The following is a 26,193-nucleotide window of genomic DNA, read 5'->3' as shown; positions in this document are numbered from 1 at the left end:
CTCATTTATTCTCGCTGGTAGTGTCCGGTGTACGCGCCTATTTAAGGACACTCCTCATTCCCTACTCATATCTGCCCTGCTTTAACCAAATACCATACCGCAGAGGAATTTACCTGCAAGCGATACCTTCTCTTTCAGAGACGCACTCGCGTTCGAGAGGCAATGCCAACGGCACGTCTTCTCTACCAGACGCACTCGCGTTCGAGAGGCAATGCCAACGGCACGTCTTCTCTACCAGACGCACTCGCGTTCGACGAACGCCACCGATTCATGGCAGGTACGCCTGGGCGATCGCTTACCGCTTTCATACAATGGGTTATTTATTACATTGTTGCATTGTGGATTTGTTGGATTAACCTCTTGTTTACTAGCTATATCATCACTTTGGCTGTCTCCAAACAAGGTTGTACTCTCTCTCAACAGTCGCTAGCAGCAAAGCGTGCAAGGATGACAGATAAGGTTTGGCAAAATCCCCAATCCTTGCAACTGCAAAATACTTGAAACCCTTGATTTATCGTTACAATAGTATTAGTAGTTAATAGCCCCCAGAAGGTTAGTTTGAGCGCTATTGAGCTTACTCCTCGTCAGAAGATTCTTTATCTTCTTCGTCATCCTTGTCAAAATTTGTATTGCTGAGGGGGACTTATGGGTGAATCGAAACGCCGAAAGGCAATATTAGGCAATCACTATGGTTTGCCTAATATTTTCAATGAAGTCCAATCAATGTGGACGCAGATTAATTTCTCAATCAAGCGAGTCAAAGATTCTGATAATGGATGTTTACTTATTCAGTGTTCCAACAACGACCGAGGATTCCATCAAGACACTATTGCCCAAGTTCAAAAAGAAATAGAAAATTGGAAATGTGATTTGGATATTCCTATCTTGATCCAAGTTCTCCCGAGGGGAGTTAAAAATTCAGAAACTAAACTTTTTGATGGGTTCGTTACCCTTTGGTGCAATTGTCCGGAATTTGAATTGTGGCGAGAAATATTTGAAACTAAACGAGTTTAGTAAACTTTGTTGCATTAAATTATTGTTTCCTACTGCAACATCATTTCTGTTGCCTCCACTCGATTTTGTACTCCCGTTCCACAGTCGCCAGCAATTTCGCCTGCAAGGAAGATAAATAAGGTTTAGCTTGTTTCCCCAATCCCTGCAACAGCCAATCTACAGCTTCTTCACGGCTAGCCACTTGATGCAACTGCCGTAACCTCACACATAGCTGCTCCATGAATTGGCAATCTTCATCAAGGAATTTTAGTGATTTCATCTGTTCGATTTTTACGGTGTAGTCGCCGTCCCAGGTCTGGAGTGTACAACTGTATTCTTCAACATGGCTAACTACTCCCCAATAACCGCCTTTACCTCTTAAGTCTGGGTCATCTTTAGGCAGAAGAATGCATATTTCACCAATATGGTAAGGATTGGGTACTTTCGGACTTTCACGTATCCTATCCACAACATCTTTCACTATGCGACCGGATGGAATCTTATTGCCAGCTTGCTCTACTGCCTGTTGCCATACATTTGCTTGCACAGCCGGTTCCAACTCGGCTTTCGCCAAAAACCGCAATTGTCGTTCATTTGTCGGCATTGGAATTTGCTGACCATTGGTCGGCAAAAACTTTTGGAGATTCTCGTAAACAGCAGTAGCCGAAATCTTCAAGTACGCTGCATCACGGCTGTAACCAAAGCGTTCGCGGCAGTATTCCTCAAAAGTTCGGTGCGTGGAACGGTATAGCCGTCTGTCTCTCAACTCCATCAGCGCCTGACCCGCTTCTAAAAATGCACGTTCTACACGGCGTTCTAATTGCAAGCGTAAGCTTTGTTCTTGGTCGGTCAACTCTCTCACTTCAACAGCCGTCACCGTGATAGTTGCCGAGGCTGGGTTGTCTTGGATAGAAGTATTTTCCGGAGCAGAGTCAGTCGCTGGCTTTGGTTCCCCAGATGCCGCAGGGATAGCTTTCTTGCGTCTAGATGGCGGTTTGTTCATTATTCCACCTCCAGGACAAATTGGCTCGTAGCAATATTGAGTTGTGTCATCATGAAAATAGAGTTTTTATTTATACCCTATCCTTCAAATAGGCTGGGGTTTTTCGTTACTTTTTATATTTTGCACTTTTAAAGCACTACCAAATATGAAACATCTTAAAAAGAGAACCCGCTAAACCTGGAGTCGCCTCAATACCGTTCGGTTAAGACATCTCTTCCCCCTTGAAAGAATGGCACGAAGATTCATGTGAAACCTCCTTGCTGGCTATCTTGTTGGGGGTAGGGTTGCAGCTTCGTGTGTTCCAGACAATTTAATGCGAATGCGTCAAGGAGTTCAACATCTGTGTGGCGCGAGTTGAGAGTTGATGATTTCTGTGGCAGGAGGCAGGAGGCAGAGGGCAGAAGGAACCTATTGGAAGGGGATTGTGATCCCTCCCAATTGGAAGCTCTCAAATCAAAGATTTGGGAGGGGCTTTATACCCTTACTCCTTTTAGTCGTGGGCAGAGGACAGAAAGCATTCCTTCTGCCTCCTGCCTTCTGCCCTCTGCCTTTTCTGGTAAATTAAGCTCTGACTAAATAAAAATTAACATATCAAGTTGATTGCTAGTTGTAATATATCTTCGTCACAACAGTGTAGACCCGAATCTGCATGAATCTAAAACTTGCGTGGACAGTAGAACTATTAACAGTAGCGATCGCTATCGGTGGTTTAGCTTCGGTATCTGCCCAGCATTCTCACACAAATCAATCAAAAGAACAAGAGAAAATATTCTTCCTTCCCCGTGACCGTCCTAAGTCTGGAGTCGGCTGGGAAATCACCACTACTTCTGGTGAGGCAGAGATAGCTCTAGCGCAGCATTTGGCTAATACAGGTGCTAAAGAATATGTCGCGTGGTGGTGTCCTCATTGTCATGAACAGAAGTTACTGTTCGGCAAGGAAGCGTATCAAATAATCAGCGACAGCATTAAAATTGAGTGCGTAGACGCTTAACGCTTAGGCGGCTTGTCACAGACATCGCCGTTAAAGGGGGTTAATCTACAAAAAAGCTAAACTTCAGCACTAATCATCAAACAGGCAGTTTAGGAGCACTGGCATCATAATCACCTCACTCGGACTACGGGCAGTCACCACCTACAGCGCCATTAAGGATACTCAATCTGATGGGGGCTGTCTTAGGGTGGAGTTAGGTAGTGGGGAATAGATGCCTGGGGCAGTGTCAAGTTGCTGTTAGCTTTATTTAGAGGTATAAGTCTGTGCTGTGTAAGTGGCTGGTTGCAGTAAGTTGCATTACTACATTAGCTCTCTTTTTTCATCCTATTCTGTGGTGAAAATATCGAACTAAAATACATTTCTTTAAAACAGTAAAAAGATGATTTTAATATTTCTTTTTAAGCTAATATGCTAATAGATATTTCAAAAACAGTAATTTTTGATAAGGTCAGTAATTAGATAAATGACTTATAACCAGCAGCACAAACAATTGCAGTATAAATCAAGATTAGGAGTTGAATTTCTGCAAGATTACAATCTTACTGATCTTACAGAGCAACAGAGGTGTGAATTAAAAAAATCTCTTTGGGAGCATGGTGTTATTGTAGTCAGACAACAAAATCTGACTGCATTACAGTTAAAAGAATTCACAAGACAAACCTTTGGGGAATTAATAATTGGTAGCTCTTATGAAACATTAGATCCAGATATTAGTCCAGACTGGCAAAGCAAATATGTAAGTATTTTAGGAAATCCGAAAGGAGAAACCGAACCAGTAGAACAGTTTGCTTGGATATGGCATCAAGACAAAGATTCTATACCACGCATAGAACGACTTGATATGAATGCTTTGTACGTGGTAATGCTCTATGGAGTAGAAGTTCCTCCAGAAGGGTTAGATGGACAACCTCACACCACTGAATTTATCGATATGTTGGAAGCTTACAACAAGCTAGACAAAGAGCAGCAAAAACTACTAGAAAATATCTCCTTGTATCATAAAGCACCTGTTTTTTCTAAAGAAGCTATTGATATTCCCAAAAAAGTACATCCAATCGTATCAACCCATAAAGTTACCGGACAAAAGGGATTGTACGTGGGGTCGTATGGCGCAGTTCCGGTTGGTATGGAAAATGAACCGGAAAAAGGTAAACAATTCGTACAAGATTTATTTGAAACTGTTTTGACTCGTACACCCATTTACTCTCATGTTTGGCAAAAGGGTGACGTTTTATTCTGGGACAATTCTCAAGTAATGCACAGAGGATTACCATATGATGCAACAAAGTATAAACGTGTTGCGCTTCGTTTAGGAGTGGTGGATAATTTAGAAGTTGAATCTTGAGTTTTTAACTAATTTATAGTTTAATTTTCTTAAATATATCTATTTTAGAAGTTGCTAATAAAACTTCTTGAGCAAGATTGTAAAACTCAACAAAGGAATATTAAGTGAAACTTAGCACAGGGTTGTGGGGAGTTAAAAGTAGTGTATTATTTTGCCTATTAGTTTCCTCATCAGTTGTAGCACAAGTTGCTCCAGATAAAACGTTACCTGACAATTCTTTAATAACAAATCAGGGTAATAGTATTGTTATTGAAGGTGGCAGTGTTAATAATAGTAACCTGTTTCACAGCTTTCAAAAGTTTTCTGTTCCTACAGGTGGTACTGCTTTCTTCAACAATGATGTAGGTATTCAAAACATTATTGCTAGAGTTACAGGTGGTTCTATCTCTAATATTGATGGTTTAATTCGTACCAATGGTACAGCCAACCTGTTTTTGATTAATCGAAATGGGATTATTTTTGGTCAGAATGCTCGCTTAAATATTGGTGGCTCTTTTTTTGCAACTACTGCTAGTTCCATCAAATTTGCTGATGGTTTTGAATTTAGTGCTATGAACCCTCAAACAACGCCCCTACTGACAGTCAGTGTACCGATTGGCTTGCAATTTACCAGCAATTCAGGTGCTATTGAAGTCCAAGGAACAGGTAAAGGATTAGTTGCTCCAAGTAGAGGCAATGTACCAATCACCAGAAATCTTGATGCAACCCATCTAACAGTACAACCAACTAAAACTCTAGCTTTTATAGGAAGTAATATTACTTTGAAAGGTGGGACTATAACCGCTGAAGAAGGACGAATTGAACTAGGTAGCGTTAGTTCTGGTGTAATTAGCCTTAATCCAACCTCTCAAGGCTGGGCTTTGGGTTACGAAGGAGTTTCTTCTTTCAAAGATATTAATCTATCGCAACAGTCTTTAGTAGATACCAGTGGAAATAGAGGTGGTTCTATTGTCTTACAAGGCAAAGAAATTTCTTTGAGTGATGGGTCAGCTGCTTTAATTCAAAATCAAGGCGCACAATCTTGGGAAAGCATTAAAGTTAATGCTTCTGAGTCACTACATTTAAGTGGAACATCAGCTGATGGGAATTTTGTTACCCTCTTACGAACTGAATCTATAGGCTCTGGAAACGGAGGAAACATAGATGTTTCTACTAAGCATCTACTTATAGAAGGTGGAGCGCTTATAGGTAATAGAAATTATGGTATTGCAGAAGGGGGGAATGTCAACGTAAATTCTTCTAAGTCTATTGAATTACTTGGTTTTTCAACTTTTAATCCTTTTGCACCCAGTGAAATTGTAACTAGTAATCTAACTTCTGGAAAATCAGGGAATATTACGGTATCAACAGAACAACTTCTGGCTCAGGATGGAGGACAGATAACCTCTATATCACTTGGAACCGGAGTTGCAGGAGATATAACTATAAATGCAAATTCTATACAATTACTTAATTCTACTGAATTAATTAATTCAGGAAATGATTATACTCCCAGCCTTTTGTCCTCTGTAGCTTTTAGCGGAGGAAACGCTGGAAATTTAATAATTAACGCATCCAAGTTCGTGGTAGGAGAACAAGCAACAGTTAATACTTCTACTATTGGTTCTGGTCTTCCTGGATTTGTTACCATCAATGCATCTGATATCGAGATAAATGGTGGTGATATCAGTTCTGCTGTTGTTTCAGAGCAGGATGACCAACAGCTAATTGCAGCGCCTTCAGAGCAAAATGGAACTTCTGGTCAGATAACAATTAATGCAGAAAGTTTAAAATTGACTCAAGGAATAATTAGCGTCAGGAACCAAGGAACAAGCGAAGCAGGGACACTCAGGGTTAACAGTAGGTTTATCTCTTTAAACAATAAAAGCTCCATCAACGCCTCCACAGCATCGGGCGAAGGGGGCGACATCTTCTTGACCTCCGGCTACCTACGCCTACGCGACAGCAGTATTACGGCGACAGCTGGTAACAACGGCAATGGCGGCAATATCCGCATAGCTACGGGCATACTGATAGCCACCGACAACAACGCCATCACAGCGAACGCATTTCGTGGGCGTGGGGGCAATATCCGCATTGATACAAAAGGATTGTTTGTTTCCCCGGACACACAATTTACAGCCAGTTCTGAACGAGGTATTAACGGCACAGTGGAGATCAATGTTCAAGATAGAAATCCAAGCCAAACCAAAGTGCAACCACAAGCGATCGCACAAACTCCAGAGGTAGTGCCAGTATGCCAAGGTAATTCTGGTGGAGTAGCGAGTACATTTGTGAATACTGGTGCTGGGGGGCTAGCAACGAGTTCTGACAATCAGTTAGATAACAGTTCTACTTGGCAGAGAAATTCTAATCCTGTCCAGGCGATTGATGATTGGGAGCAATCAAAGCCATCAAATACTGAAGAACCCATAGAAATTGTAGAAGCCCAGGGTTGGATACTAAATGCTGATGGAGATGTAGTCTTAACCGCACAAGCCGATCCACCAAGCCCCTACGCTGAGGTATCTGCTTCTAGATGCCATAAGCTATCTTCTACGCCACCAGTATCTTCGATAACAGGAGCGGTACGGTTAAAATGATTAGTTTTTGGCGTTTATTCAAGTACTCGTTGTTATGCATTCTAGGATTATGCATAGCTATAGGACAGCCGTCTTTGATTCTGGCTCAGGAAGTAAGTAAACAAGCACAACAGCATCAAGCTGAAGTACTGAACCAGAGAGGGCAGAGACAACTGGATCTAGGTCAGGCAAGAGAAGCCTTAGAGTCTTGGCAACAAGCTACAAAACTTTTTGAACACCTAAAAGATAAAGAAGGAATCACTGGAACCTTAATTAATCAGAACGTCGCTCTACAAGCTTTAGGTTTACATTTTCGGGCCTGCAAGATAGTTGTCACAGCTTTGAAATTCGATGCTGAAATCTGTGCCACCTCGTCAGACCAGCCTGCTGATTCTACGAAAAGACTACTTGATGCAGAAATTGATAAGTTAAACTCAATACCTGTACACCTACTGGGATTACAAAATTTAGGAAATGTATTGCGACAATTAGGCAAGTTATCTGAATCAAAATTAGTTTTGAGAAAAACGTTATCAATTGCTCAACAGTTAGCTAATTTTGATAACAGTGCAATTTTATTATCACTCAATATTACTGGGAAATCTATATATCAACAGGCACGGGATAAATATAGTTGGATAGAAGAACCAGTTTTTCAACAAGAAACTGTTAATTTTATTCAAAAAGAGGGACTCGAATTACTCAGCAATTATCAGTCATTAATTAATACTCTAACTGTACCAGTATCAATCAAACTACAAGCTCAAATACACCGATTGAGCCTACTGCTAGACTTTGAAACATGGTTAACAGCAGAATCAAATTTAGGTAATAGACAGTTAGCTATGATTCAAACTCAAATAAATCAACAGATTAAACCTTCAGTAGAGCTAATACTGAAAAATTCTGCCGCATTTTCTGATTTACCTGCTAGCCAATCTATTTATACCAAGCTAAACTTTGCTAATAGTCTCAATCAAATTCCAGACGAACGATTACATTCGGTAGCCGTCCAATATGCAGAATCAGCTTTGCAAACGGCTAAAAGCACTAATAAACAGAGGCTCATATCTTATGCTTTCGGCACACTGGGCAAACTAGAAAAACAACGAGAGCGTTCGCTCGATTATCTTGAACAAGCTATGGCTTTGGCTCAATCAATTCAGGCATGGGATATCGCATACCAGTGGCAGCACGAATTGGGTTTAGAGTACTACAAACAAGGGAAATATGACAAAGCCCTTGAAGCTTACAGTGCTGCAATTAATAACCTGACGCAAGTTCGTGATAATCTCTTAGCAAGCAACGCGGATTTACAGTTTTCATTCTATGAGAAAGTAGAGCCTGTTTATCGTGAGTATATGCGATTACTGCTCTCATCTCCCAACCCCAATCTAGAGTTAGTGATTCAAACAAATCAGCAACTGCAAATAGCAGAACTAGAGAATTTTTTGAAATGCGGTAAACTGGATGTTGTAGCTTTGAATAAGCTTCAGGGCTTGCCTATCACAACCGCAATAATTCATATTATTGATTTAGGCGACAGCATAGAAGTAATTGCCCAATCCTCTAATCACTCTCTTGTTCGTAACTCTGTTGACGCCAAGTTAATCAGAAGTCATGTTAATAATATATTAGATGCTGTGCAGTCTTCCAAATTTTTTTCTAGTACTAACAAGGAAATTATTTTATATTATCAAAAACTTTATGAGCTACTGATTAAACCTATTCAGGTATATTTACCTTCATCAGGGACACTTGTATTTGCTTTGGATAGATCATTTCAGAGTTTACCAATGGATTTACTTTATAACGGGAAAAACTATTTAATAGAAGAATACAGTATTGTAGAAACTTTCGGCTCTAAAATCCGATCACCTAAATCTTTATCTCAAAATAAATTCACAGCTTTAATCGCTGGACTCAGCAAAGAAAGCCCCAGCTTCAATGACAAGAACGCTCCAAAAGGGTTGAAAGCGCTACAAGAAGTGGTAGTAGAAGTAGCCCAAATTAAGAAAGAGACAAATTCCTCAACTGTACTGCTAAACGAAAACTTTACTAGTCTACAGTTCAAACAAGAACTTATTAAAAGTGATTTTCCAATTGTTCACATCAGTACTCATGGACAATTTAGTTCTAACTCTGATAAAACTGTATTTTTAGCTTATGACAAAGTAATAAACGTATTAGAATTTGATAGTTTACTAAAACAAAAGACTCAATTTAATGAAAATACAATCGAATTATTAGTTTTAAGTGCTTGTCAGACAGCCAAAGGTAATAAGCGTTCAACCTTGGGAATGGCTGGAGTGGCAGCACAAGCAGGCGCACAGAGTGTAATCGCTAGCTTATGGCTGGTAGATGAGGATTCTACTGCCATACTCATGCAAGAATTCTACAAGGTTTTGAAAAATGGTTTGACTAAAGCAGAGGCACTGCGTCAGGCAAAATTAAGTTTATCATCCAATCCTAAATACGTTCATCCTTACTTTTGGTCAGGCTTTGTGCTAGTTGGCGGATGGTTATAAAGTTCTACTATTTTTAAACCTTCTTGTACACGAGCTAGTTCATCTAAGTTATTAGTGTTTTTTGCCAGTTGTGCCGCTTTGCTATATTCACGAAGTGCCTCCTTTGGTAACCATGCTTCTAAATACCGATCTGCTAATAATCGGTAGATAGTAGGGTTCTGACTTCCTGCTCTTACTCTTGCTTTCAATGATTCAATCGTTTCATTTAAAAGATTTCTTGCCATAAACACAGCATCTAAATCCCATATCGCAGCTTCATCTGGAGGTAAGTTTAATTCTGTAATCTGCTTTACCCTTTCTGCAAAAGCATCTTGTTCTTCTTGTCTCAAAACACTAACTACTAACGTTTCAGAGGAACTAATGGGAGTATCGCCTACATTAGCAAGTACGGTAAATTTATAAGTATTAAAAAATTGCAATTCTTTTTGTTCTTTTGGATAGGGTAGTGCAGTAATAGTTTTATCTACTGTCTTCTCCCAGTAAAACTCATAACCGCTAACAACTACTGTGTAACTAGTAGCTTGAGGTATAGGATACCAAGAAATTACAGGTCTGGTACTTAACATTGAACTGCCATAGGGACTAATTAGCATTGGTACATTTGTTGGGCCTTTAATGCCGTCACATTCAGTTGGGTTCAATCCCGTACATAGCCTTACTCTGTCGTGTGGTAGCCTACATTTATCTTCAACATCGAAAATGCTACTTTGTTTAAAATCTAGAAATTCTCCGTTCAAGTAACATAAAGTATTAACTGTTCGTCCATTTATTGGAGTAATGCGATCTCCTGAGCACAATAAGCTATTTACTCGCCAGCGAAGATCGCTCACGCTAGTAACTCGACCAATAACCTTACACCTACGTTTTGCTTCTGGCTTTACCTGACCCCACGCATTACTCCAACCTAGAAGAAGTATCGTTGATGCAACTACTAAAATTTGGGAGATGTAGACTTTTCTCGCAATTTTGTTCTTTTGTCTGTGTGTACTTAGCATCAAAAGTTTTATATAGCTATATGCAAGTTAATAGCATACAAGAATTAAAGAGATAAAAAAAGGTGTTTAGACTTGTAAATTTGAATAATATTTTGTTACTATTGAAACGCTATTAAATTCAAGAAGCTTAATCTTCAATTAAATTAGGAGCTTTTTGCCTAATTCTTTCTATTATTTCGGCTCGCCAGATGAAAACCTCTGGTTCTCTAGATTCAGTTAGCAGACAGGCTTCCCAGGAAAGCCAAGAGTTATCAAAATCACCTAAAATTCCCTGCACTTTTGCCAGCAAACAGTGGGTAGATGTTCTTTGGATATCTAACTCTTTTGCTTTCTCTAAATATCGCTTCGCCTCGCTATATTTCTTCTGCTCAAATTTTGCCCAACCTAAATTTTTATACAAAACTGCTTGCCATCTGGAATTTGTAGTTTTTTGTAGCCCTTCTTGGGCGAGAGAAATTGCTGTATTATAATCACCTTGTAGAATTTTTACTCTAGATAAATTATTGATAGCAATTATCGCTTGTCTATTAATTTTTATGGCTAACTGGTATTGTTGCTCCGCTAAATCATATTTCATTCGTTCATCGTAGTAAATTCCCAATCCATAATGCCCTTCCCAATTATCAGAGGTTAACTTAAAAGCCTTTTCATAACTATCTATTACACATCGAGAATCTTGTAATTGTTTACACACAATACCTAAATTATTATATGATTCTACATTTGTGTCATTATATTTAATTGCTAATTCATAGTATCTTTTAGCTAATTCTAGACTCTTCGTACTACGAAGTCCTTTTTCAAAATAAAATTTGGAAATTGTGTATCTGGCTTGAGGATTAATTTTTATAGCTGAGTCAAAAAACTCTTGTGCGGTCTGAAAATTATTTGCTGCCTCAGCCTTCTCCCCTTGAGACAGTAAATATTTAGCTCTTAGTGGTAATAATACTTTAAAAGTCACAAGGACTGTCAAAATCATAAATCCAATTACTGCGCTGACTCTGAACGTTTTAGACCTCGTTACTCTATAAATTTTACTTTGCTGAGGAAGTATCTTTAACCGTTGCAGGATAACTTCAGTAGTTGGTGGACGTTGCCCTGGCATGGGAGCCATCAACTCATCCAGAAAGTCAGCAAAGGGTTTATCAATCTGCGATGCTTTATTTCTCCAGATTAATCGTCCTGTATTTTTGTCTGTCGGCAAACGTGTCAATGAAGTACCAGTAACTAGACGAACAAAAGTCCGGCCTAAAGCAAAAAAATCTGATTGTGGGACTGCTTTACCATAAACTTGTTCTAGTGGAGTGTAAAAATAAGAAACTACAGTTGTAATTTCATAATTTCCTACTCTTGTATCAGTTCCTCCACTTGCACTAACTTTAGCTAAATACGTATCAGTTATTCGTCGTGCAGTTCCAAAATCAATTAACGCAAGTTCCCCTTTTGGTTGAAGAATTATGTTTGCAGGTTTAATATCTCTATGAAAAAATTCAGTATGGTGTACTACATCAAGTATCTCAACTAATTGACGTAGCCATTCTAATGCTTGAGCTTGGGAAATCGGTTCATTCTCTTTTATCCATTCTTCTAAGTTTTGTCCCTCAATTTTATCCATTACTAAGCAACTTAGTTCCAAAGGACTATTATTAGGCACAAAACTGAAAAAATCTTCAACATCACATTGAGGAATATTTGGATGTTGGATTAGCCGTAAAGCACCGAATTCCCGCTTAATTAACTCACGAAGCCTAGTCGAATTCCATTTGAGAACTTTCATGACTCTTCGCTCACGAACCGGATGCCATTTCGTACCAGCGTCATCCACCTCAAAAACTTCAAAGTAGCTTCGAGGGTCATAAGTAAGCTCTCTCAATGGCTTAAGCAGTCGAATACGGTTATTAATCAGCAACGGACTACCACAAGATAGACACGTTTCAGTATTGTCAGAATTTTTACGTTGCTCACAAAGGGGGTTTATACAATAAAACGACATACTTGCCAAGTATAAATTTATGCCTTAGGCAGTTGGTAAAGAGTGTTTATGTCTTACTGCCTGAATATAGATACAAGTAACCATGACAATTTACGCTAATTACTCTCCCTTTACATTGCTTGAATTTTTGTGATTTGTAAAAAATTTTTTTGAACACAGGGATGCAATCTAAACATTCCCCCCCTCGGTTTGCCAAAAGGCAGGGAGTTTTTATACGAAAAAATAAAAATACATAAGTCTTGATTTCTCGTTTTGTAGCGTAGCTTTTTACCCCGCTTCCATTCCTCTTCCCGAAGTGGAGAGAGGCTTTGAAACCCAGTTTTAGTTTTTCTCTGGTTATATGAAAACACCCTGCCTCTCGCTTTGCCAAAAGGGGCGACAGCGCCAATATCTCTATAATTGGGACATTTTTTCGAGAGCGAACGCCAAACAGACATGAGTACCTTCCTGTCCACAAAAAATGCAACAACGGGGACAAGTAGCTTTAGACCAGAATTACAATAATACTTTTGCTACTCTGAATGAAAAGCAAGTTACTATGACTTTGTGGCTCTTATCTTTCCGTAGATGCCCTAAATTCGATCAAACCTGTATAACGGTTAACTTAGTACTTTTTTGAAAAAATTAACCATAAATAGTAAGATCAGGTATGATTGATTGCAATCTAACATACTCTAAAAACTAAGCCTCGTTCGCGGAGAGCCTCTTCACGAGCATTTACTGTAGTAGAGGTACTTGCATAGCTATGGATTTTACTGTTGAACCAGAACTTCAATCTCCTCTTTCTTCCTCTGTCACTTTTGGAGAGCAGGAACTTTCACTTTCATCTGATCAATCATCATCTCAAGCCGTATTTCCAATAACAGAGACTTTTAGACTAGCGCTGGTCGTAGTAAATGACTTAGTTTTTGCCAAAAGAGACAAGTACTTATCTAAAACTGAAATGCTAGTTATCAAAGGGGCATTGAATGATCGAGAGTACGAGGAGATAGCAAGCCACTCAACTTACAGCTTAAACTACATACAGCGCACAGTAGCACCCCGTTTATGGGACATACTTTCAGAAACTATAGGGGATGGCGAACGAGTGGGTAAAAAGAAGCTTTGGTATTTTTTAGAGCAAGTTAACAAAAAGTATCATATTCAATCCGCCTCAGACGAAAAACAAAGGCTTTCTGTTGATGATTTGACACCAATTATTAGGGGGAAAGTGCCCGACATATCTAGCTTTTATGGGCGAATACAGGAACTAAACTCATTAAAAGAATTGATAAGTAACGAGCGTTGCATATCCTTAATAGGAATTGCGGGTATCGGTAAAAGCGCATTGGTTGCAAAATTGATAAAAGAAGTTAGTGCAAGGAAACAATCAACATTTGATAGCTTAATCTGGAAAACAATTATTCATGCACCATTACTTCAAGATTTAGTAGCCGAACTCTTAGAACTAACTCAACCTTGCCAGCCTGATTTAGGTTTACCTGAATATACCCAGGAAATGATTTCAGTATTGATTAAACGCTTACAATCACGCCGTTGTCTGATAGTACTAGATGGTTTTGATTCTTTATTTCAGAAAAATAACTTTCAGCAAAGACTTGAATATGGAGTATTTTTTCACCGATTAATAGAAGAAGAACATGAAAGCTGCATACTCTTAACTGGTCGAACTTGGCCTGATGAACTTGATAATGTTATAACAGCAAAACAACCTTTTCATTTCTTAAAAATCCAAGGTTTAGACCTAGATGCCGCAATGCAGCTTTTATCTAGCAAAGGATTGACGGATAAAGAAAAGTGTAACCAATTAATTCAAACGTATCGCGGAAATCCTTCAGAACTCGAAGCAGTAGCTAATCGAATTAACCACTTCTTTGGTGGTAATACCAAAATGTTTTTTGAGAATCCAACTACGCTTGTTAGTAGTAATTTTGAGGTAATCCTTAATCAACTGTTTGGAGAATCATTAAGCAGTACTCAACGAGAAATTTTAATTTATATAGCAGAAGAAATAGTCGGAAATCAACAATCCATTAGTTTTACTAAACTATTGTCTGGTATTAAACAGAAAAATCCAGAATTTGTATCAACTTTAGAGTTAATCAAAGCGTTAGAAAAACTTGAGAATCAGTCATTAATTGAAAGTATCAAAGACCCAGTTACTAAAGAAATCAGTTTTACTCTTCAACCAATTATTAAAAAATACATCAAGACAGATCCACAAGGGTTAGTGCATACATCTGATGGTTCACCATTAACGTTGGCATCTTAATACAGAGAGGTATGTATGATTTCAGGAAAGCTAGAAGTAACAATCAAAATCAATGAACTACCTGAAGCAAAAACGATAGAGAACAACTGGCAACAGTTCACCATTGACTGTGATGGACGACGCATCATTAGCATCACAGTCAAGCCTAACATTTGGAAGGAACTGACCGATGCTGCCAGTAATTACCCTCTGTGGGTAGCAGCAATCGCTGGTAAACTCGATCAGCAAACAGAACATGGGTTCATCATATTAGAGAAACCCAGCATACAAGTTTTCGAGCGCAAGCCCAAGGCAGAAACGACCTCTGCGGTAGGTCTGCTTCTTGAAAAAGTGATTACCCAATCAGGGTAAGCTAGAACGAAGAATAGTAAATATGGAGGAGTCAGACAAAGAAAAATCAGAATCTCGTTAGATACCGAAAGACCACAAGTTATGTAAGATCAAGCTAATTGAAAGGAGGTATGGAGATGAAGATACAACAGTACGAAAATTTAACGCATAAAGCGCCACTAAGGAGTAGCGCTTTGTGCGGGTCTTAAATTCCATATAACCTCAGAGCGGGGTTATCTCACGAAAACCGAACCAGTGGTAATTAAAGTTTGACCGCTTTTACCCACTGACTGGTTAGACGAGATTGAATCCGCTGCTTCTCGTATTATACGAGAAGCTGCACGAAACTCACCAGTTTCGTGTGGCAATTTTTGTTGTTGAAATTCATAAGTTTCTGTAAAGTTAAGTTTGATTAAGAAATATCCCGAATTTCGTAGCAAAAAGCAGTAGCAGCGCGAATAACAGTTACCAGTTACCAGTTATCAGTTGGAATTTACAGTCCTTGATAACTGTTGACTGATAACTGATACAACCCCCTCTGAAGCTTGTCAACCAAGTTATCAGGGAAAAATATCGTGAAAAATGACTTATGCCCAATACACCTTGGTGTCGGGATTGAGGTGACATCAAAATTTTTTTCAAACCCCTCTCCTTGTGATAATGACGGGAGAGAAATATGCTGACACTAGATAGAGAAGAAACCAAATCAGCACTTGATTACGATGATCTTAACAGCAGTATCAAAGACACCTTCGCTACCATAGACCAATTTGAGTTACAAGCAGTAGAACAGATTCGCCTCATGCATGACGAGCGGATGTACAGAATCGCTGGGTACAAAAATTTCTCAGAATATTGCCAAGGCGAATTGCATATATATGGTGGCTATCGGCGTATAAATCAACTTTTAGGGGCATCAAAAGTTATTGTTGCAGCAGGGGAGTTGGGGCCACAGATTAAAAATGAGCGCCAAGCCCGTCCTCTTTTGAGGTTAGCCAAAGAACCAGAAAAACTTATTGCTGCTATAAGACTGGCTTTGGAATTAAACCCAGACCCTAGTGAATCAGATTTCGCAGCTGCGGCTAATATTGTTGCTCCAATGCAAAGAGGAAAAAATAAACTCCATCAGGAACCATTGGTTCCGAAAAATGCCATCACAATTTCATCACCAGAACATCCCCGTTATGGGCAATCGGGAGTGATTTGTGCAGACGCACCGAATAATTCGCAGCAGATTGTCACCTTCAGCGATGGTGAAAGGCTGCTGGTAAACAATGCTGATTTGGATGCGGCAATTGTATCCGATTCGACTGAGCGAACTTATCCACCAGAGTACTCCGAAGCGATCGCTGCACTTGAAGAACGCCATAAGCAAGAGTTAGAGCGACTCTCTCAGGAATTGAGGATTGGACTACAAGCAGAGGTTAAGGCTAGAGCCGAAGCCCAAGTCAGTGAGCAAATCCAATCTCTGCAAAACCTGTACAGGCAACAGAAGGAGGAAAATATCCAGTTGCAGCAGCGCTTAGACGAGATGGAATCGCTACGGCAGTTGGAAACTGAGAACCAGCAGCTAAAAGAGCGCATTCGGGATTTGGAAAACGCCTTTGAGCCGCATCAATTACAAGACTGGGGGAATACCTATACCAAACAAGGAGCTAAAGCATTAAACAAGAAGGTTCAGCAAGCTCTGGAGAAAACAATTGATTTGCGAACTTTGGCAGCCGAACCACCCAAAGAAAATGCGACTGAATGTCTGCGCCTCATGGGTATGGCATTGAAAAACCTAAGCGTTGCCATGAACAATACCCAAGCGCTGGAAGCTGCGGCGATAATTTTGGGTACTAGTCCCACACAGTCAGCCATCGCAACAAGGACGGAGCAATTACAGATGCTACCTATGGCTATTAGGGAAATTAGGCAAGTACTTGCACGTATTGAGTTTACATGGCTTGACTTTTGGGCTGTGGCTGAGAAATACGAGGTGATAAAACTTGACTACTGGGCTGAACTTACCACCTGCGAGACTGATTTAATCACACAAGCCCAAAAAAACAGTGAACAGTTAACAGTTAACAGTGATAACTGATAACTGATAAGCTAATCGTCATTCATTTTTCCAGACTGACTCGCTCGTGGTAAGCGGCTCTAGCCCTGGGTTTATGCAACTTAAATGCTCATTAGCTTAACTGATGACTGATGACTGATGACTGCGGCATAGGTGCTGCAAGTCGCTCACAAAGTCATGGAAAAATTTAGGAGAAAAGTGAATACAACAACTTATATTGCACTTAACGGTGGCAACAAAGAGTTCTTTGAGCCTAAACCAGATTGCAAGGTATCAGTTGAGCAGAGGGAACACCCAATTGAATACCCAAACAATCTCACGGCTGCCCAATACCATGAGTTGTTAGCTGGTAGCGCCATTCATCCGGCGTTGATTAAGCGCAACTTTTTCCACGTTGAGGGAGAATCAGTTTATGATTTCCTGTTCATATCTGATAAAATCCCACGCAAGAATGCGGGTCGGGTAACAGATGGATACATAAAAATGTATCAGCACCTATTACTGGGTGGGACGTGGATTCAATCTCTTGACCCCTTTAAAAACTGGCAACCAATGGAGTGGGGGCGGATTAAGCCAAACTTCCCACGCATTGATTGGGAAAAAGGCAAGCCAGTTAAGTACGAATCACCCCCCAAAACCCCCAACCGCGTTACCTACTTTGATGTCGCTAACCCTATCTGGGACAGAGTTGCAAAGCGTTATTTAATTAAGCGCTATCATTCACTTTTAACATTGCGCTTACTGGATCAACTCAATCCACTAATATTTTGGGAATGGGTAAAGCAACATCCAGAGATTCCAGTTATCTTATGCGAGGGCGAAAAAAAAGCTGCTTGCTTGCTGAGTTTAGGGTTTGTAGCGATCGCACTTCCTGGAATTTGGAACGGGCGCGTGGGCAAACAAGATTTTGATGAACGGTTGCATCCTGACTTAGTACCAATGGCTCAGGCGGGGCGCAAGTTCATTATTTTATTCGACTACGAAACTTCTTCTAAAACCAGGTGGTCTGTGTTTCAAGCCACTGTTCGCACTGCAAAAGCAATCGAATCGGCTGGTTGTGAATGTGAAGTTGCGCTGTTGCCGGGGCCAGAAAAAGGCGTTGATGATTTTGTAGTTAGTCGAGGTGTTGATGCCAATGCTCTGCTGACTGCAATTGTAGACGATGCCAAATCACTCAAAGATTACCAACGCTCGTATCGGGCTAAAAAATGGGGACTAAGTAAATACAAGCCAGATGTCACAGTCAATATTAAATATTTGACCCAAGCACTCTGCATTCCGGATCTGGAGGAAAAATGTTCATCTGTCCCGCCACTTTATGATCTGGCAGAAGAAAAATTGTTTACCCCAAGTGTTAGCTCTACAAGCTGTGGAGAGGTAGAAGGAAAACAAGAGTTAATAATTTCTGACTGCCCTGACCACAAACCCAGTACCCAAAATCCCAAAAAGTCTTTCCGTTTTCCAGAAAAAGGGCTAGTAGTCTTGTGGAGCGACATGGGTACAGGCAAAACTGAACTCATGCGCTGGTGGCGTGACCAAAACCCCGACGCGCGGTTCCTCAACAATGGGCATCGCGTAAATTTGCTGAAAAATCTTGCCGAACGCTTGCGGACGGCGATGTATTCAGACTTGGGTTACACAGGTTTAGCCCAGGCCCAAGCCCTTAGTATTACTATTGACAGCTTGCACAAACTCAATACTCAGTCTCTCACCTACGGCTGCATATTTATTGATGAAGCTTGCCAATACCTCACCCACCTACTGCACAGTAATACTTGCAAACAGCACCGTGCAGCAATCCTAGAAGTCCTGGAATATATAGTATACAACGCGCCACTGGTCGTCATCGCTGATGCACACATGGATGACCTGACTGTGGATTTCTTCCGCTCCATGCGACCAAAAGGTGAAGTACCTTACATCATTAAAAACGAGTGGCGAAACGGTTCACGCACAATTTATTGGTACGAGGGGGATAATTCAAGCGCTCTAGTCGCCCAAATCTCGGCAGCGCTGATGCTTGGAGAAAAAGTTATGGTTGCCAGTGACAGTAAGCGTTTTATCAAAAAACTCGACAAATCCTTTACTATCAAATACGAAGAATCTAGTAGTTCGCCAAGTGAACTTGGCTCTTTAAAGGGGAAAGGGGAAGGGGAAAAGGAAGAATTAACAGATTCCTCCACCCTTTCCCCCTTACCCCTTACCCCTTGCCCAGCCCGTAGGGCTTCATGGCGTATCTGGTCTATTCACTCAGACAATTCTGGCAGTGAGGAAAATGTTGCATTTATCAAAGATATCACCAACGCCGTCAAAAACTTTGATGCCTTGTTCACCTCTCCCAGTCTCGGTACTGGTGTCGATATCTCGGAGTATCATTTTGACTTAGTATTTGGTGTCTTTCACGGCGTTTCCCAAACCGCTACCGAATGTGCCCAACAACTGTACCGCTATCGTCCAAAAGTCCCGTTTCATATTTGGGTGGCCCCGCGTCCTCCCTTTGGTTACAAGGATACAAACGCATCCAAGATTAAAGAGCGCTTGCTCCAAACCAATGAAATGACCGCTTTTCTGTTGCGGATTGACAGAGAAACGGGTAAGCGGGGCGCAGAGAAAGATTGGGCGCTTGAGGCTTACTGTCAAATTATGGCTAACCGCCACTATTCTCTCAATAATCTGCGTGATGATTTGCGATCGCTCCTCACCGAAATGGGCAATACATTTATATATGTGGGCAGTGATTCAGATCCTCAATCCCTTGAAAGTCTTAAAGCAGCAGCACAAGCTTTGGATAGTGCCCACAATTCGGCTGTTGCCAAGGCCAAGAATATTACTTTGAGCGAGTACCGTGCCCGTCAGAGCAAAGATTACCTTGACCCTAATGAAATTTTTGAATGCGAAAAATTTCGCATTTCTGATTCTTACGGCATCGAAGTAACCGAATCACTCGTAGAAATGGATAAAGGTGGCCGCTTAATTAGAGCGATCGCCGGACTTGAGGCCATTTTAGCCCCACCCGAAGAATCTTTTACTGACCCCAAAACTGGGCAAAGTTATCCTACGCCACCAACAATTGTCACCCAAAAAGACCGCACCGAACGCGACAATCTCCCCTTGTGCATCGACTGGGGCAATTATTCCGCACGGTGGCTGGCTAGATTTAACCTGGGACTGCATCAAATTCTCACTTCTTTAATGAAGGGTGATGAAGTTACCGCCGATGACCCCACTTTGCTCAAGATGACGGAGATCGCTATACATTGTGCTGCTCACGTCAAAGCAATTCTTGGGTTTACTATTCCCCTAGACTGTAAACCTATTTGGTTGCTGGCGACTTTACTAGAGCAGCTGGGGCTAAAGCTGACTTTCCGCAAGCAAGGTAAACGGGGGCAACAGGTGAAACTTTTCTCTTTATCTAAAGAGGAATTAGAATTTGCAATGCATGTAATTGCTCATCGCGTGGAAAAGCGTAATCAAAAAGAAAATCGAACCTATTACGCTGCTCAAACCCCTGCTGCGTATAGTGTAAACCCCAATCAGCAGGACGTATCCACGCCCCCCCCTAATGCTATAGGGAACTCCCATTGCCAAGGGGAGGATACTACCGAATTTGAGTCACCTCCGACCGATCGCATTACGCTACTTCACTGCGTGGAAATGCTTCGCTCTGGTATCAAGCAGGGGGTTGATGCGATTAAGGGCATCCTTAAGCGATGGGTTGAGGATTTGCGCTGGGAGACGGTGCTGGAGTTGGAGACGGTCGCGGCAAATGAACTGCGACTTGTGGAATCTCAAGTTCCTGAATTTTATGAATGGCTCTTAGAAGAAGTGTTGCCGATGGAGGGGGGCTAAACCTTCGTCATAACTAACCGCATCATTGAAGCAATTTCTACTTTTGCTTTCAGCAATTGCGCTGATGCTGCTTTGCTAAATCGATTTTTTGATAAAATGGGGTCAAGAGCTTTCATGCATTGAATTATCGGTCACTTCGACAAAGTTGGGTTTCCCGAAGTCGTCTTCATCGACCGGAGCAAGTAGTGCTAAAGATGATACCGCTCCCAATACTTGATCTTCTCTTACCTCCAGGTACTTGTACAGCTCGTCCAACGTGCGATGCCCAGAGATTTCCTGAATCACTCTTAAGGAAATTCCGGCATTACTCATCGAGGTGAGTGCTGTACGCCGAAAGCTGTGAGAGCTTACGCCTTCAACTCCTACTTTTTTGCAAGCGACTCGCAATATCCACAGTGCCGAATCCCGGTGCAGGTGGTTATTCGCTCTTGAGTGGTCAGCATTTCCAGGGAACAGCCAAGGGGAATCATCACGTGGTTTATATGCTTGCAACCTGACTCGCAATTCTTGAATTACTGGGATGGCACGGGTAGCCAGTTTCCCTTTCGTGTTACCTTTGCGAAAGATGATTTTGGCTCTGACTTTTCCTTTGGCATCATATACGTCGCGCTTAAGCAACGTCACTGCTTCATTCACCCGACACGCTGTGTAAAGCATCACCGCAAACAGCGCTTTGTCTCGTGGCGAGTCTACCCCCTGCGAGAACAGAAGTTGGATTTCCTGCAAAGACAGAATCTTTGCTTGACCATGCCTATCAATTTTCAAGGTTGCTGTCCCATCAACACCCCGCCCTGTTCTTATTATCCCAGTCCACGGGACAGGAATTGCTACGGGGTGCAATTTTCGCAGCTATGCAGTATGCCACACAACGGGCAATTAACAACAAGGCTGGTATCTTTTTTTGTGGTTCCCCCTAAAAATACACCTTTAAAAGAAAAACCTAAAAATCGATGAAAAAAATAAACTAAAAATGACTTTATAGTTAAAAAGTAATGCAATAGGTTAAAGAGCATACTCCTAACAGTTAACTACACAAATATTACAGGTGTAGGTTGGGGTTAAAGAAAACGGGCAAAGGTGCTTATTTTAAGAAAATTGTACAAAATTTCCCCCTGCTTCAGTGCCAAATGAAGCCTTATCCAAATAGCCCACTATTTAATCGCTATCACGCCATAAAACTATAGAGTCATTTTTAGTTTATTTTTTGAGAGTGGCTTGATTCCTCTATAAAAAATTCTTCAAGAAACGGGTAAAACTTGCGTGCCAAAAACTCAAACTTTTCGGACACCAGGGCTTAAAAGCAGGGGCAACTTTTAGAGACGCTACGCATAGCTTGCTTCCCCGTAGGGGTACAGACTTACTGCACTGAATGCAATTATTGCTTTCTTACTCAGCAATCTAACTAGGCACTCAGCACTGTTTCGGTGATCAAAAATTAGATAAGACAATCCTGCAAGTGTTTAAGCCTGAGATAATTTTTGATCGCCAATGGTAGCCGTTGGCGGTAACATCTCTTCTAAAAGCGATCGCCTCCGGCGGGCGAGTACGCCATCGCTTGAAGAATGCGCTGACACATTTGGCGATGATACTATCAAGGTAATTCATCATGATGAATTACACGATTTAATAAGCGTGGGCAGTCCAAGTTTACCTAGATGATACACTTTCCATGAGCAATACAGGGCGTAAAAAAAAATTAGCATCTTTCAACTGCGATCAAAGGAAGTGGGAGCAGTTTATCGCCTATTGCAACTCGAAAGGCACAACAGCAACAGCCACGCTGCTCGAATTTATCGATCTCTACTTAGGCGATTCCCAAGATAAGGTTGATATAATAGGTGGTAACGATTTAGACGAACGCCTAGACTCAAAGATTAAGGCAAGTGTAGAGAAGTACTTAATTACGAGTAATAAAAATCACAATAGTCCAACTAATGAAACGATAAAAGCTATTTGCTCACGACTTGATAAGCTCGAGTCAGAGTTTTTAAGAGAATTTAATAGCAATCAAACTACAGAAATTGATAATCTTGCCAATTTAGAACAAAAAGTGGAGAGAATGGCAGCTCGAATGACACAGTTGGCTGAGGCGATCATTAAAATACAAGACTATCTCAACAACCAACAAAAGCGGGGACAGAAATCGTACTACAATAATTCATCATTCAAAGTGCATACTCCTAGAATGCAACCGTTAACTGAAGAAGGTAAAGCCCCAGAGACTTGGTGTAAGTGAAGAAAGTGTACGCAAGGAGCGAATTAATCTTCCCCCACCGCTTTTTGTAGCATGGTGTAAGGGCAAAGATAGAGCAGGGTTAGGGTGGGAATTTAACGAAAATACGGGATTATATCAGCCAGCAAGTTAGTATTTTGATTAATTTCAACTTGTCGCGGTGACGGATGAACGTCGATTTTGTCACGAACCAAAAATAGTGATCGCCTCTTCATCCACCAAAGCATATCCAATCACGCCCAGCAGTAAGAGCTGCTGATGGTGTATATTAAAGCTTTTGTTCGCCAAACACTGCACCATCGTCATTAATAATCCGAAACTGCCAGCAATGCGCTTGAGTGTAAAATACGACCAAAATAGAGTTGTTGATGCAGGTAAGTGAGTAAATTTTAGTGGTAGTCATAGTGCTGTGGTGGCGCAAGGCTAACTTGTGCTAAACGTCAGCTACCAAGTGAAGATCCGTTTATTGTTGAGAGAGAGCTAACATTGCTTGATGAACAATATTTCAGATAATCAATCGTTTCTACTTGTTGAGCAACTCTAAATCCCAGGTATAAAATCCAATTTGGTCAGGGACTCTAAAGAATCGCCCTGTGCGATGACCCCGTGATAACTCATTCAATACCTTGTTTTTCACTTCTCTAATCTCAGTCGCAGTGAGTTCGCCATAGATTCCGTTGATAATTTCTGAAACCCCGAAAGCTGTACCCGAATTCTCTTCTAAAAAAGTGGTCAAGGCATCAATTACAAATTGACCAAGATATGGTTTAAGCATTGGTATCTCTTTGGGCTGCGGCGGCAAAACTTGTTTCTTATTTTTGCCTTTGACTCTGGTGGACGAATTTTTCGTCTCAGGTTTGGGGAGCAAAGTTAAAGAGAGAGTATAACATCCCGGTGATCCTGGGACACTGAACCATTTGTTAGTTTCCTTACCATGAGTGAGGGATGATTGAATTCTACCTTTGATGACTTTGAAGGCATCCGGCTCTAATTCTCCATAAAGCATTTTGACAATAAAATCGATGTGAACAATTGTGCCAATGTGTTCTGCCAAAACCTGTTCAATAGCTTCCAGGCGAGACAGGGATTGGAAAATAGGCAGCATGGCCGTCTCGGTTCCATGTTGCGTTTGCTGTTGAGTTGATGTTTCTATCGGTGGCTCTAGGAGGAATGGACTATCTGTAGCTGCATCAGATTCTTCACCTGACCAAGCTTGTATAAGTGTGAATATGTTTTGTTGAGTGGAGTCAAGCAATTGTGTTGCGACTGGTGATGTATCCTGTGAATCGTCTAATAAAGGAGCGGTAATAGGTTCAACATCGTCATTAACAGATTCCTCACTTAAGAATAAGAAGAAATTTTTTCCTTTTTCAGAGATGAATTCTTCATTATCATTATCCACCTCCTCAGTCAAAGGCCAGTTAGATAATAGAGCTTCTACATGAGTAAGATTTGCTTTGGCTAGGGTATATAATTTTTCGTACTCTTCTACAAGAGGTGCGTAGTAATCTCGCAATGCGAATAGTGACTCGATTGCTTTTTGGGGAGGTGATAAAGGAAAGGGGCTATTCATCTTTGGAATTAACTATACGTTACGACACTCGTATAGTTATGAAACGACATCGAGTGAATTAGAAAAGAATTGACAGTTTTAGACCTATTGTAAAGTATTTGAGTAATCAGATATAAAGCGATGGCATAACCGCAAGAGCGTGGATGACAATACTCCGCCCCGCGCCAAGTACCGCCACTGATACGCCGAAACCACTGGCGTTCTTGACTGCGCTGCTCACATCAAAAATTTTGGGTTTCACTGTTCCCTCTGACCCCAAACCGAGAGAGGCTGTTGGTGCTGCAATGGGAAGAGCGATCGCTGCGCTGGACTATTTAGATATCTGTGGCTGGTGGTGCTGGAATGGGAAGTAATTGCTCCCGGTTGAATTGCGATCAAAGGAAGCGACTGTGCCTGATTTTTACGATTGCGTCTTCTTCCATTCTTCGAGAGTCAAACAATTTTTCCCAGTGGGTATTAAGCCTGTGGTTGCTGATACACCAAAATTGGTTAGTGCGTAGTTTTCTACTTCTGCGTCCTTGAAGGCAAGTTCTACTACTGTTTGCTTTTCTTGTCTTGACAAAACTTCAACTCCCACATTCTCTGGCGTAGGAGTAGTACCTGTTTTCTTGAGCATGAAATTTTTCACATTGTACAAGCCTTCTTCTTGCGGCTTCCCTAAATTTAAGCACCCTCTTGATTTCACAAATAATCCTGTAGTCCAAAAATTTCTTACAAAGTCCTGTTTGTTAACAAATTGGACTCCATTCGCTCCCCACACATAGACAGGCTCGAAATATCCCTTAGTTCGAGGGATTTTGGTTTCGTTGCACCTTGTTCCGTTTTTGTACGGAGCGTTCCCGTCTCCGCATACCTTCCAAGTTATTCTATATAAGTTAGGTGTCTCTTCTACATATTGCCTTATTTGCTCCTGTACTTCCTTATCTTTTTGGCTTTGCTCATCATCACTTGCCGCCGCATAAGCCTGTTTTAAGTCATTCTCTGCCTGAGCAACCAAGTCTGTTTCAGACTGGCAAGCTCCTAAGTATAGTCCTACACCTATTGAAACAAGTGCTGCAAATATTTTTCTTTTATTCATAAATACTCCAACAAATGATGCGTGAAAATTAATTCCCAATTTCCTTGCTTGACCAAATATTTACTTCTAACAAATGCTGAAGTACAAGCTGCAAGTATTATACATATTTGTTCTATACATATAATCAAGTTTTAACAGTTTTTAGTTATGATGCAAAACATGGTGAGGTATCGAAGGGGAAGTTCAATTTATGGAGAGCAGGGATACTTAAACAAGTCGGAAGTCGGAAGGACGCTCTCTACGAGACGCTGCGCGAACGCAGACTCGCTACCGCTACGCTAACGGAAGTACAGTTTTGTAATGGGGATTTTAATTAGGCAGGGAACTTAAACCCCCAAACTTTGTTAAAGCTAATCTAGATGTTTTACATCATAAAAATAGTCA

Annotated in this window: 20 protein-coding genes; 12 read left to right on the top strand and 8 right to left on the bottom strand. The window is 40.9% G+C overall.

Annotation, left to right across the window (positions count from 1 at the left end):
• The first annotated feature begins 162 nt into the window (after window positions 1–162).
• Together LC608_RS25545 and LC608_RS25540 are read left to right on the top strand one after the other, a co-directional pair.
• Window positions 163–501 carry a hypothetical protein gene (locus LC608_RS25545; protein WP_229556247.1) on the top strand — a complete coding sequence of 113 codons (339 nt, stop codon included), beginning with the start codon at window positions 163–165 and terminating at the stop codon, window positions 499–501.
• Window positions 502–645: 144 nt separating this feature from the next.
• Window positions 646–1,014, top strand: coding sequence for a hypothetical protein (locus LC608_RS25540; RefSeq protein WP_229556246.1), 369 nt, complete (start codon window positions 646–648; stop codon window positions 1,012–1,014).
• 40 nt (window positions 1,015–1,054) lie between these two features.
• Here the strand turns inward: LC608_RS25540 and LC608_RS25535 are convergent, their stop codons facing one another.
• Window positions 1,055–1,996 carry a hypothetical protein gene (locus tag LC608_RS25535; RefSeq protein ID WP_229556245.1) on the bottom strand — a complete coding sequence of 314 codons (942 nt, stop codon included), beginning with the start codon at window positions 1,994–1,996 and terminating at the stop codon, window positions 1,055–1,057.
• A 649-nt stretch (window positions 1,997–2,645) separates the two neighbouring features.
• Between LC608_RS25535 and LC608_RS25530 the strand changes: the two genes are divergently transcribed.
• From LC608_RS25530 to LC608_RS25515, 4 genes are all read left to right on the top strand, one after another.
• The gene (locus tag LC608_RS25530) at window positions 2,646–2,987 is read left to right on the top strand and encodes a hypothetical protein (protein WP_229556314.1); all 342 of its coding nucleotides are present in this window, start codon (window positions 2,646–2,648) and stop codon (window positions 2,985–2,987) included.
• A 463-nt stretch (window positions 2,988–3,450) separates the two neighbouring features.
• Window positions 3,451–4,332 (top strand): TauD/TfdA family dioxygenase, encoded by an 882-nt coding sequence (locus LC608_RS25525; protein WP_229556244.1) that lies wholly within the window; start codon window positions 3,451–3,453, stop codon window positions 4,330–4,332.
• A 104-nt stretch (window positions 4,333–4,436) separates the two neighbouring features.
• Window positions 4,437–6,914 (top strand): filamentous hemagglutinin N-terminal domain-containing protein, encoded by a 2,478-nt coding sequence (locus LC608_RS25520; RefSeq protein WP_229556243.1) that lies wholly within the window; start codon window positions 4,437–4,439, stop codon window positions 6,912–6,914.
• Window positions 6,911–9,421, top strand: coding sequence for a CHAT domain-containing protein (locus LC608_RS25515; protein ID WP_229556242.1), 2,511 nt, complete (start codon window positions 6,911–6,913; stop codon window positions 9,419–9,421). Before LC608_RS25520 ends, LC608_RS25515 begins: the two co-directional genes overlap by 4 nt.
• Here the strand turns inward: LC608_RS25515 and LC608_RS25510 are convergent.
• Both LC608_RS25510 and LC608_RS25505 read right to left on the bottom strand, forming a co-directional pair.
• Window positions 9,379–10,416, bottom strand: coding sequence for a M48 family metallopeptidase (locus LC608_RS25510; RefSeq protein ID WP_229556241.1), 1,038 nt, complete (start codon window positions 10,414–10,416; stop codon window positions 9,379–9,381). The genes LC608_RS25515 and LC608_RS25510 overlap by 43 nt on opposite strands.
• Window positions 10,417–10,543: 127 nt before the next feature.
• Entirely contained in the window at window positions 10,544–12,409 is a 1,866-nt protein-coding gene (locus LC608_RS25505; protein WP_374108447.1) for a tetratricopeptide repeat protein, read from the bottom strand.
• Window positions 12,410–13,154: 745 nt separating this feature from the next.
• Between LC608_RS25505 and LC608_RS25500 the strand changes: the two genes are divergently transcribed.
• The 4 genes from LC608_RS25500 (at window position 13,155) to LC608_RS25485 (ending at window position 20,925) form a co-directional block, all read left to right on the top strand.
• Window positions 13,155–14,681: an NACHT domain-containing protein gene (locus LC608_RS25500; RefSeq protein ID WP_229556239.1), complete on the top strand. Its 1,527-nt coding sequence runs from the start codon at window positions 13,155–13,157 to the stop codon at window positions 14,679–14,681.
• A 15-nt stretch (window positions 14,682–14,696) separates the two neighbouring features.
• The gene (locus tag LC608_RS25495) at window positions 14,697–15,032 is read left to right on the top strand and encodes a fertility inhibition FinO-like protein (protein WP_229556238.1); all 336 of its coding nucleotides are present in this window, start codon (window positions 14,697–14,699) and stop codon (window positions 15,030–15,032) included.
• Between the two features lie 655 nt (window positions 15,033–15,687).
• Entirely contained in the window at window positions 15,688–17,097 is a 1,410-nt protein-coding gene (locus LC608_RS25490) for a hypothetical protein (protein WP_229556237.1), read from the top strand.
• Window positions 17,098–17,559: 462 nt separating this feature from the next.
• A complete protein-coding gene (locus tag LC608_RS25485) occupies window positions 17,560–20,925 on the top strand; it encodes a DUF3854 domain-containing protein (protein WP_374108451.1) in 3,366 nt (1,121 codons plus the stop codon).
• A 102-nt stretch (window positions 20,926–21,027) separates the two neighbouring features.
• Here LC608_RS25485 and LC608_RS25480 read toward each other — a convergent pair whose 3' ends face one another.
• Entirely contained in the window at window positions 21,028–21,690 is a 663-nt protein-coding gene (locus LC608_RS25480) for a site-specific integrase (RefSeq protein ID WP_229556236.1), read from the bottom strand.
• A 695-nt stretch (window positions 21,691–22,385) separates the two neighbouring features.
• Window positions 22,386–22,520, bottom strand: a complete 135-nt coding sequence (locus tag LC608_RS36965; protein ID WP_267871200.1) for a hypothetical protein — start codon at window positions 22,518–22,520, stop codon at window positions 22,386–22,388.
• Window positions 22,521–22,594: 74 nt separating this feature from the next.
• Between LC608_RS36965 and LC608_RS25475 the strand changes: the two genes are divergently transcribed.
• Window positions 22,595–23,161 carry a hypothetical protein gene (locus LC608_RS25475; protein ID WP_229556235.1) on the top strand — a complete coding sequence of 189 codons (567 nt, stop codon included), beginning with the start codon at window positions 22,595–22,597 and terminating at the stop codon, window positions 23,159–23,161.
• Window positions 23,162–23,426: 265 nt separating this feature from the next.
• Here LC608_RS25475 and LC608_RS36960 read toward each other — a convergent pair whose 3' ends face one another.
• On the bottom strand, window positions 23,427–23,561 hold the full coding sequence (locus tag LC608_RS36960; RefSeq protein WP_267871211.1) for a hypothetical protein: 135 nt from the start codon (window positions 23,559–23,561) through the stop codon (window positions 23,427–23,429).
• Window positions 23,562–23,681: 120 nt separating this feature from the next.
• Complete coding sequence (locus LC608_RS25470; protein ID WP_229556234.1) at window positions 23,682–24,731, bottom strand: hypothetical protein; 1,050 nt, start codon at window positions 24,729–24,731, stop codon at window positions 23,682–23,684.
• Between the two features lie 143 nt (window positions 24,732–24,874).
• Here LC608_RS25470 and LC608_RS25465 point away from each other — a divergent pair, with 143 nt between their 5' ends.
• Window positions 24,875–25,084 (top strand): hypothetical protein, encoded by a 210-nt coding sequence (locus LC608_RS25465; RefSeq protein ID WP_229556233.1) that lies wholly within the window; start codon window positions 24,875–24,877, stop codon window positions 25,082–25,084.
• Between the two features lie 47 nt (window positions 25,085–25,131).
• Here the strand turns inward: LC608_RS25465 and LC608_RS25460 are convergent, their stop codons facing one another.
• Window positions 25,132–25,809, bottom strand: a complete 678-nt coding sequence (locus LC608_RS25460) for a hypothetical protein (protein WP_229556232.1) — start codon at window positions 25,807–25,809, stop codon at window positions 25,132–25,134.
• Window positions 25,810–26,193 lie beyond the last annotated feature (384 nt).

This window comes from Nostoc sp. XA010, assembly GCF_020829625.1.
Classification (GTDB): domain Bacteria; phylum Cyanobacteriota; class Cyanobacteriia; order Cyanobacteriales; family Nostocaceae; genus Nostoc.
The sequence above is the reverse complement of the archived record's forward strand: the minus strand, read 5'-3'. Positions and strand labels throughout refer to the sequence as shown.

Coding starts and splice junctions, on each gene's coding strand:
- LC608_RS25505 (WP_374108447.1), bottom strand. CDS start 12,409: ATGTCGTTTTATTGTATAAACCCCCTTTGTGAGCAACGTAAAAATTCT.
- LC608_RS25510 (WP_229556241.1), bottom strand. CDS start 10,416: ATGCTAAGTACACACAGACAAAAGAACAAAATTGCGAGAAAAGTCTAC.
- LC608_RS25475 (WP_229556235.1), top strand. CDS start 22,595: ATGAGCAATACAGGGCGTAAAAAAAAATTAGCATCTTTCAACTGCGAT.
- LC608_RS25535 (WP_229556245.1), bottom strand. CDS start 1,996: ATGAACAAACCGCCATCTAGACGCAAGAAAGCTATCCCTGCGGCATCT.
- LC608_RS25495 (WP_229556238.1), top strand. CDS start 14,697: ATGATTTCAGGAAAGCTAGAAGTAACAATCAAAATCAATGAACTACCT.
- LC608_RS25460 (WP_229556232.1), bottom strand. CDS start 25,809: ATGAATAAAAGAAAAATATTTGCAGCACTTGTTTCAATAGGTGTAGGA.
- LC608_RS25465 (WP_229556233.1), top strand. CDS start 24,875: ATGACAATACTCCGCCCCGCGCCAAGTACCGCCACTGATACGCCGAAA.
- LC608_RS25470 (WP_229556234.1), bottom strand. CDS start 24,731: ATGAATAGCCCCTTTCCTTTATCACCTCCCCAAAAAGCAATCGAGTCA.
- LC608_RS25500 (WP_229556239.1), top strand. CDS start 13,155: ATGGATTTTACTGTTGAACCAGAACTTCAATCTCCTCTTTCTTCCTCT.
- LC608_RS25530 (WP_229556314.1), top strand. CDS start 2,646: ATGAATCTAAAACTTGCGTGGACAGTAGAACTATTAACAGTAGCGATC.
- LC608_RS25485 (WP_374108451.1), top strand. CDS start 17,560: ATGTATCAGCACCTATTACTGGGTGGGACGTGGATTCAATCTCTTGAC.
- LC608_RS25490 (WP_229556237.1), top strand. CDS start 15,688: ATGCTGACACTAGATAGAGAAGAAACCAAATCAGCACTTGATTACGAT.
- LC608_RS25540 (WP_229556246.1), top strand. CDS start 646: ATGGGTGAATCGAAACGCCGAAAGGCAATATTAGGCAATCACTATGGT.
- LC608_RS25545 (WP_229556247.1), top strand. CDS start 163: ATGCCAACGGCACGTCTTCTCTACCAGACGCACTCGCGTTCGAGAGGC.
- LC608_RS36960 (WP_267871211.1), bottom strand. CDS start 23,561: ATGACTACCACTAAAATTTACTCACTTACCTGCATCAACAACTCTATT.
- LC608_RS25525 (WP_229556244.1), top strand. CDS start 3,451: ATGACTTATAACCAGCAGCACAAACAATTGCAGTATAAATCAAGATTA.
- LC608_RS25515 (WP_229556242.1), top strand. CDS start 6,911: ATGATTAGTTTTTGGCGTTTATTCAAGTACTCGTTGTTATGCATTCTA.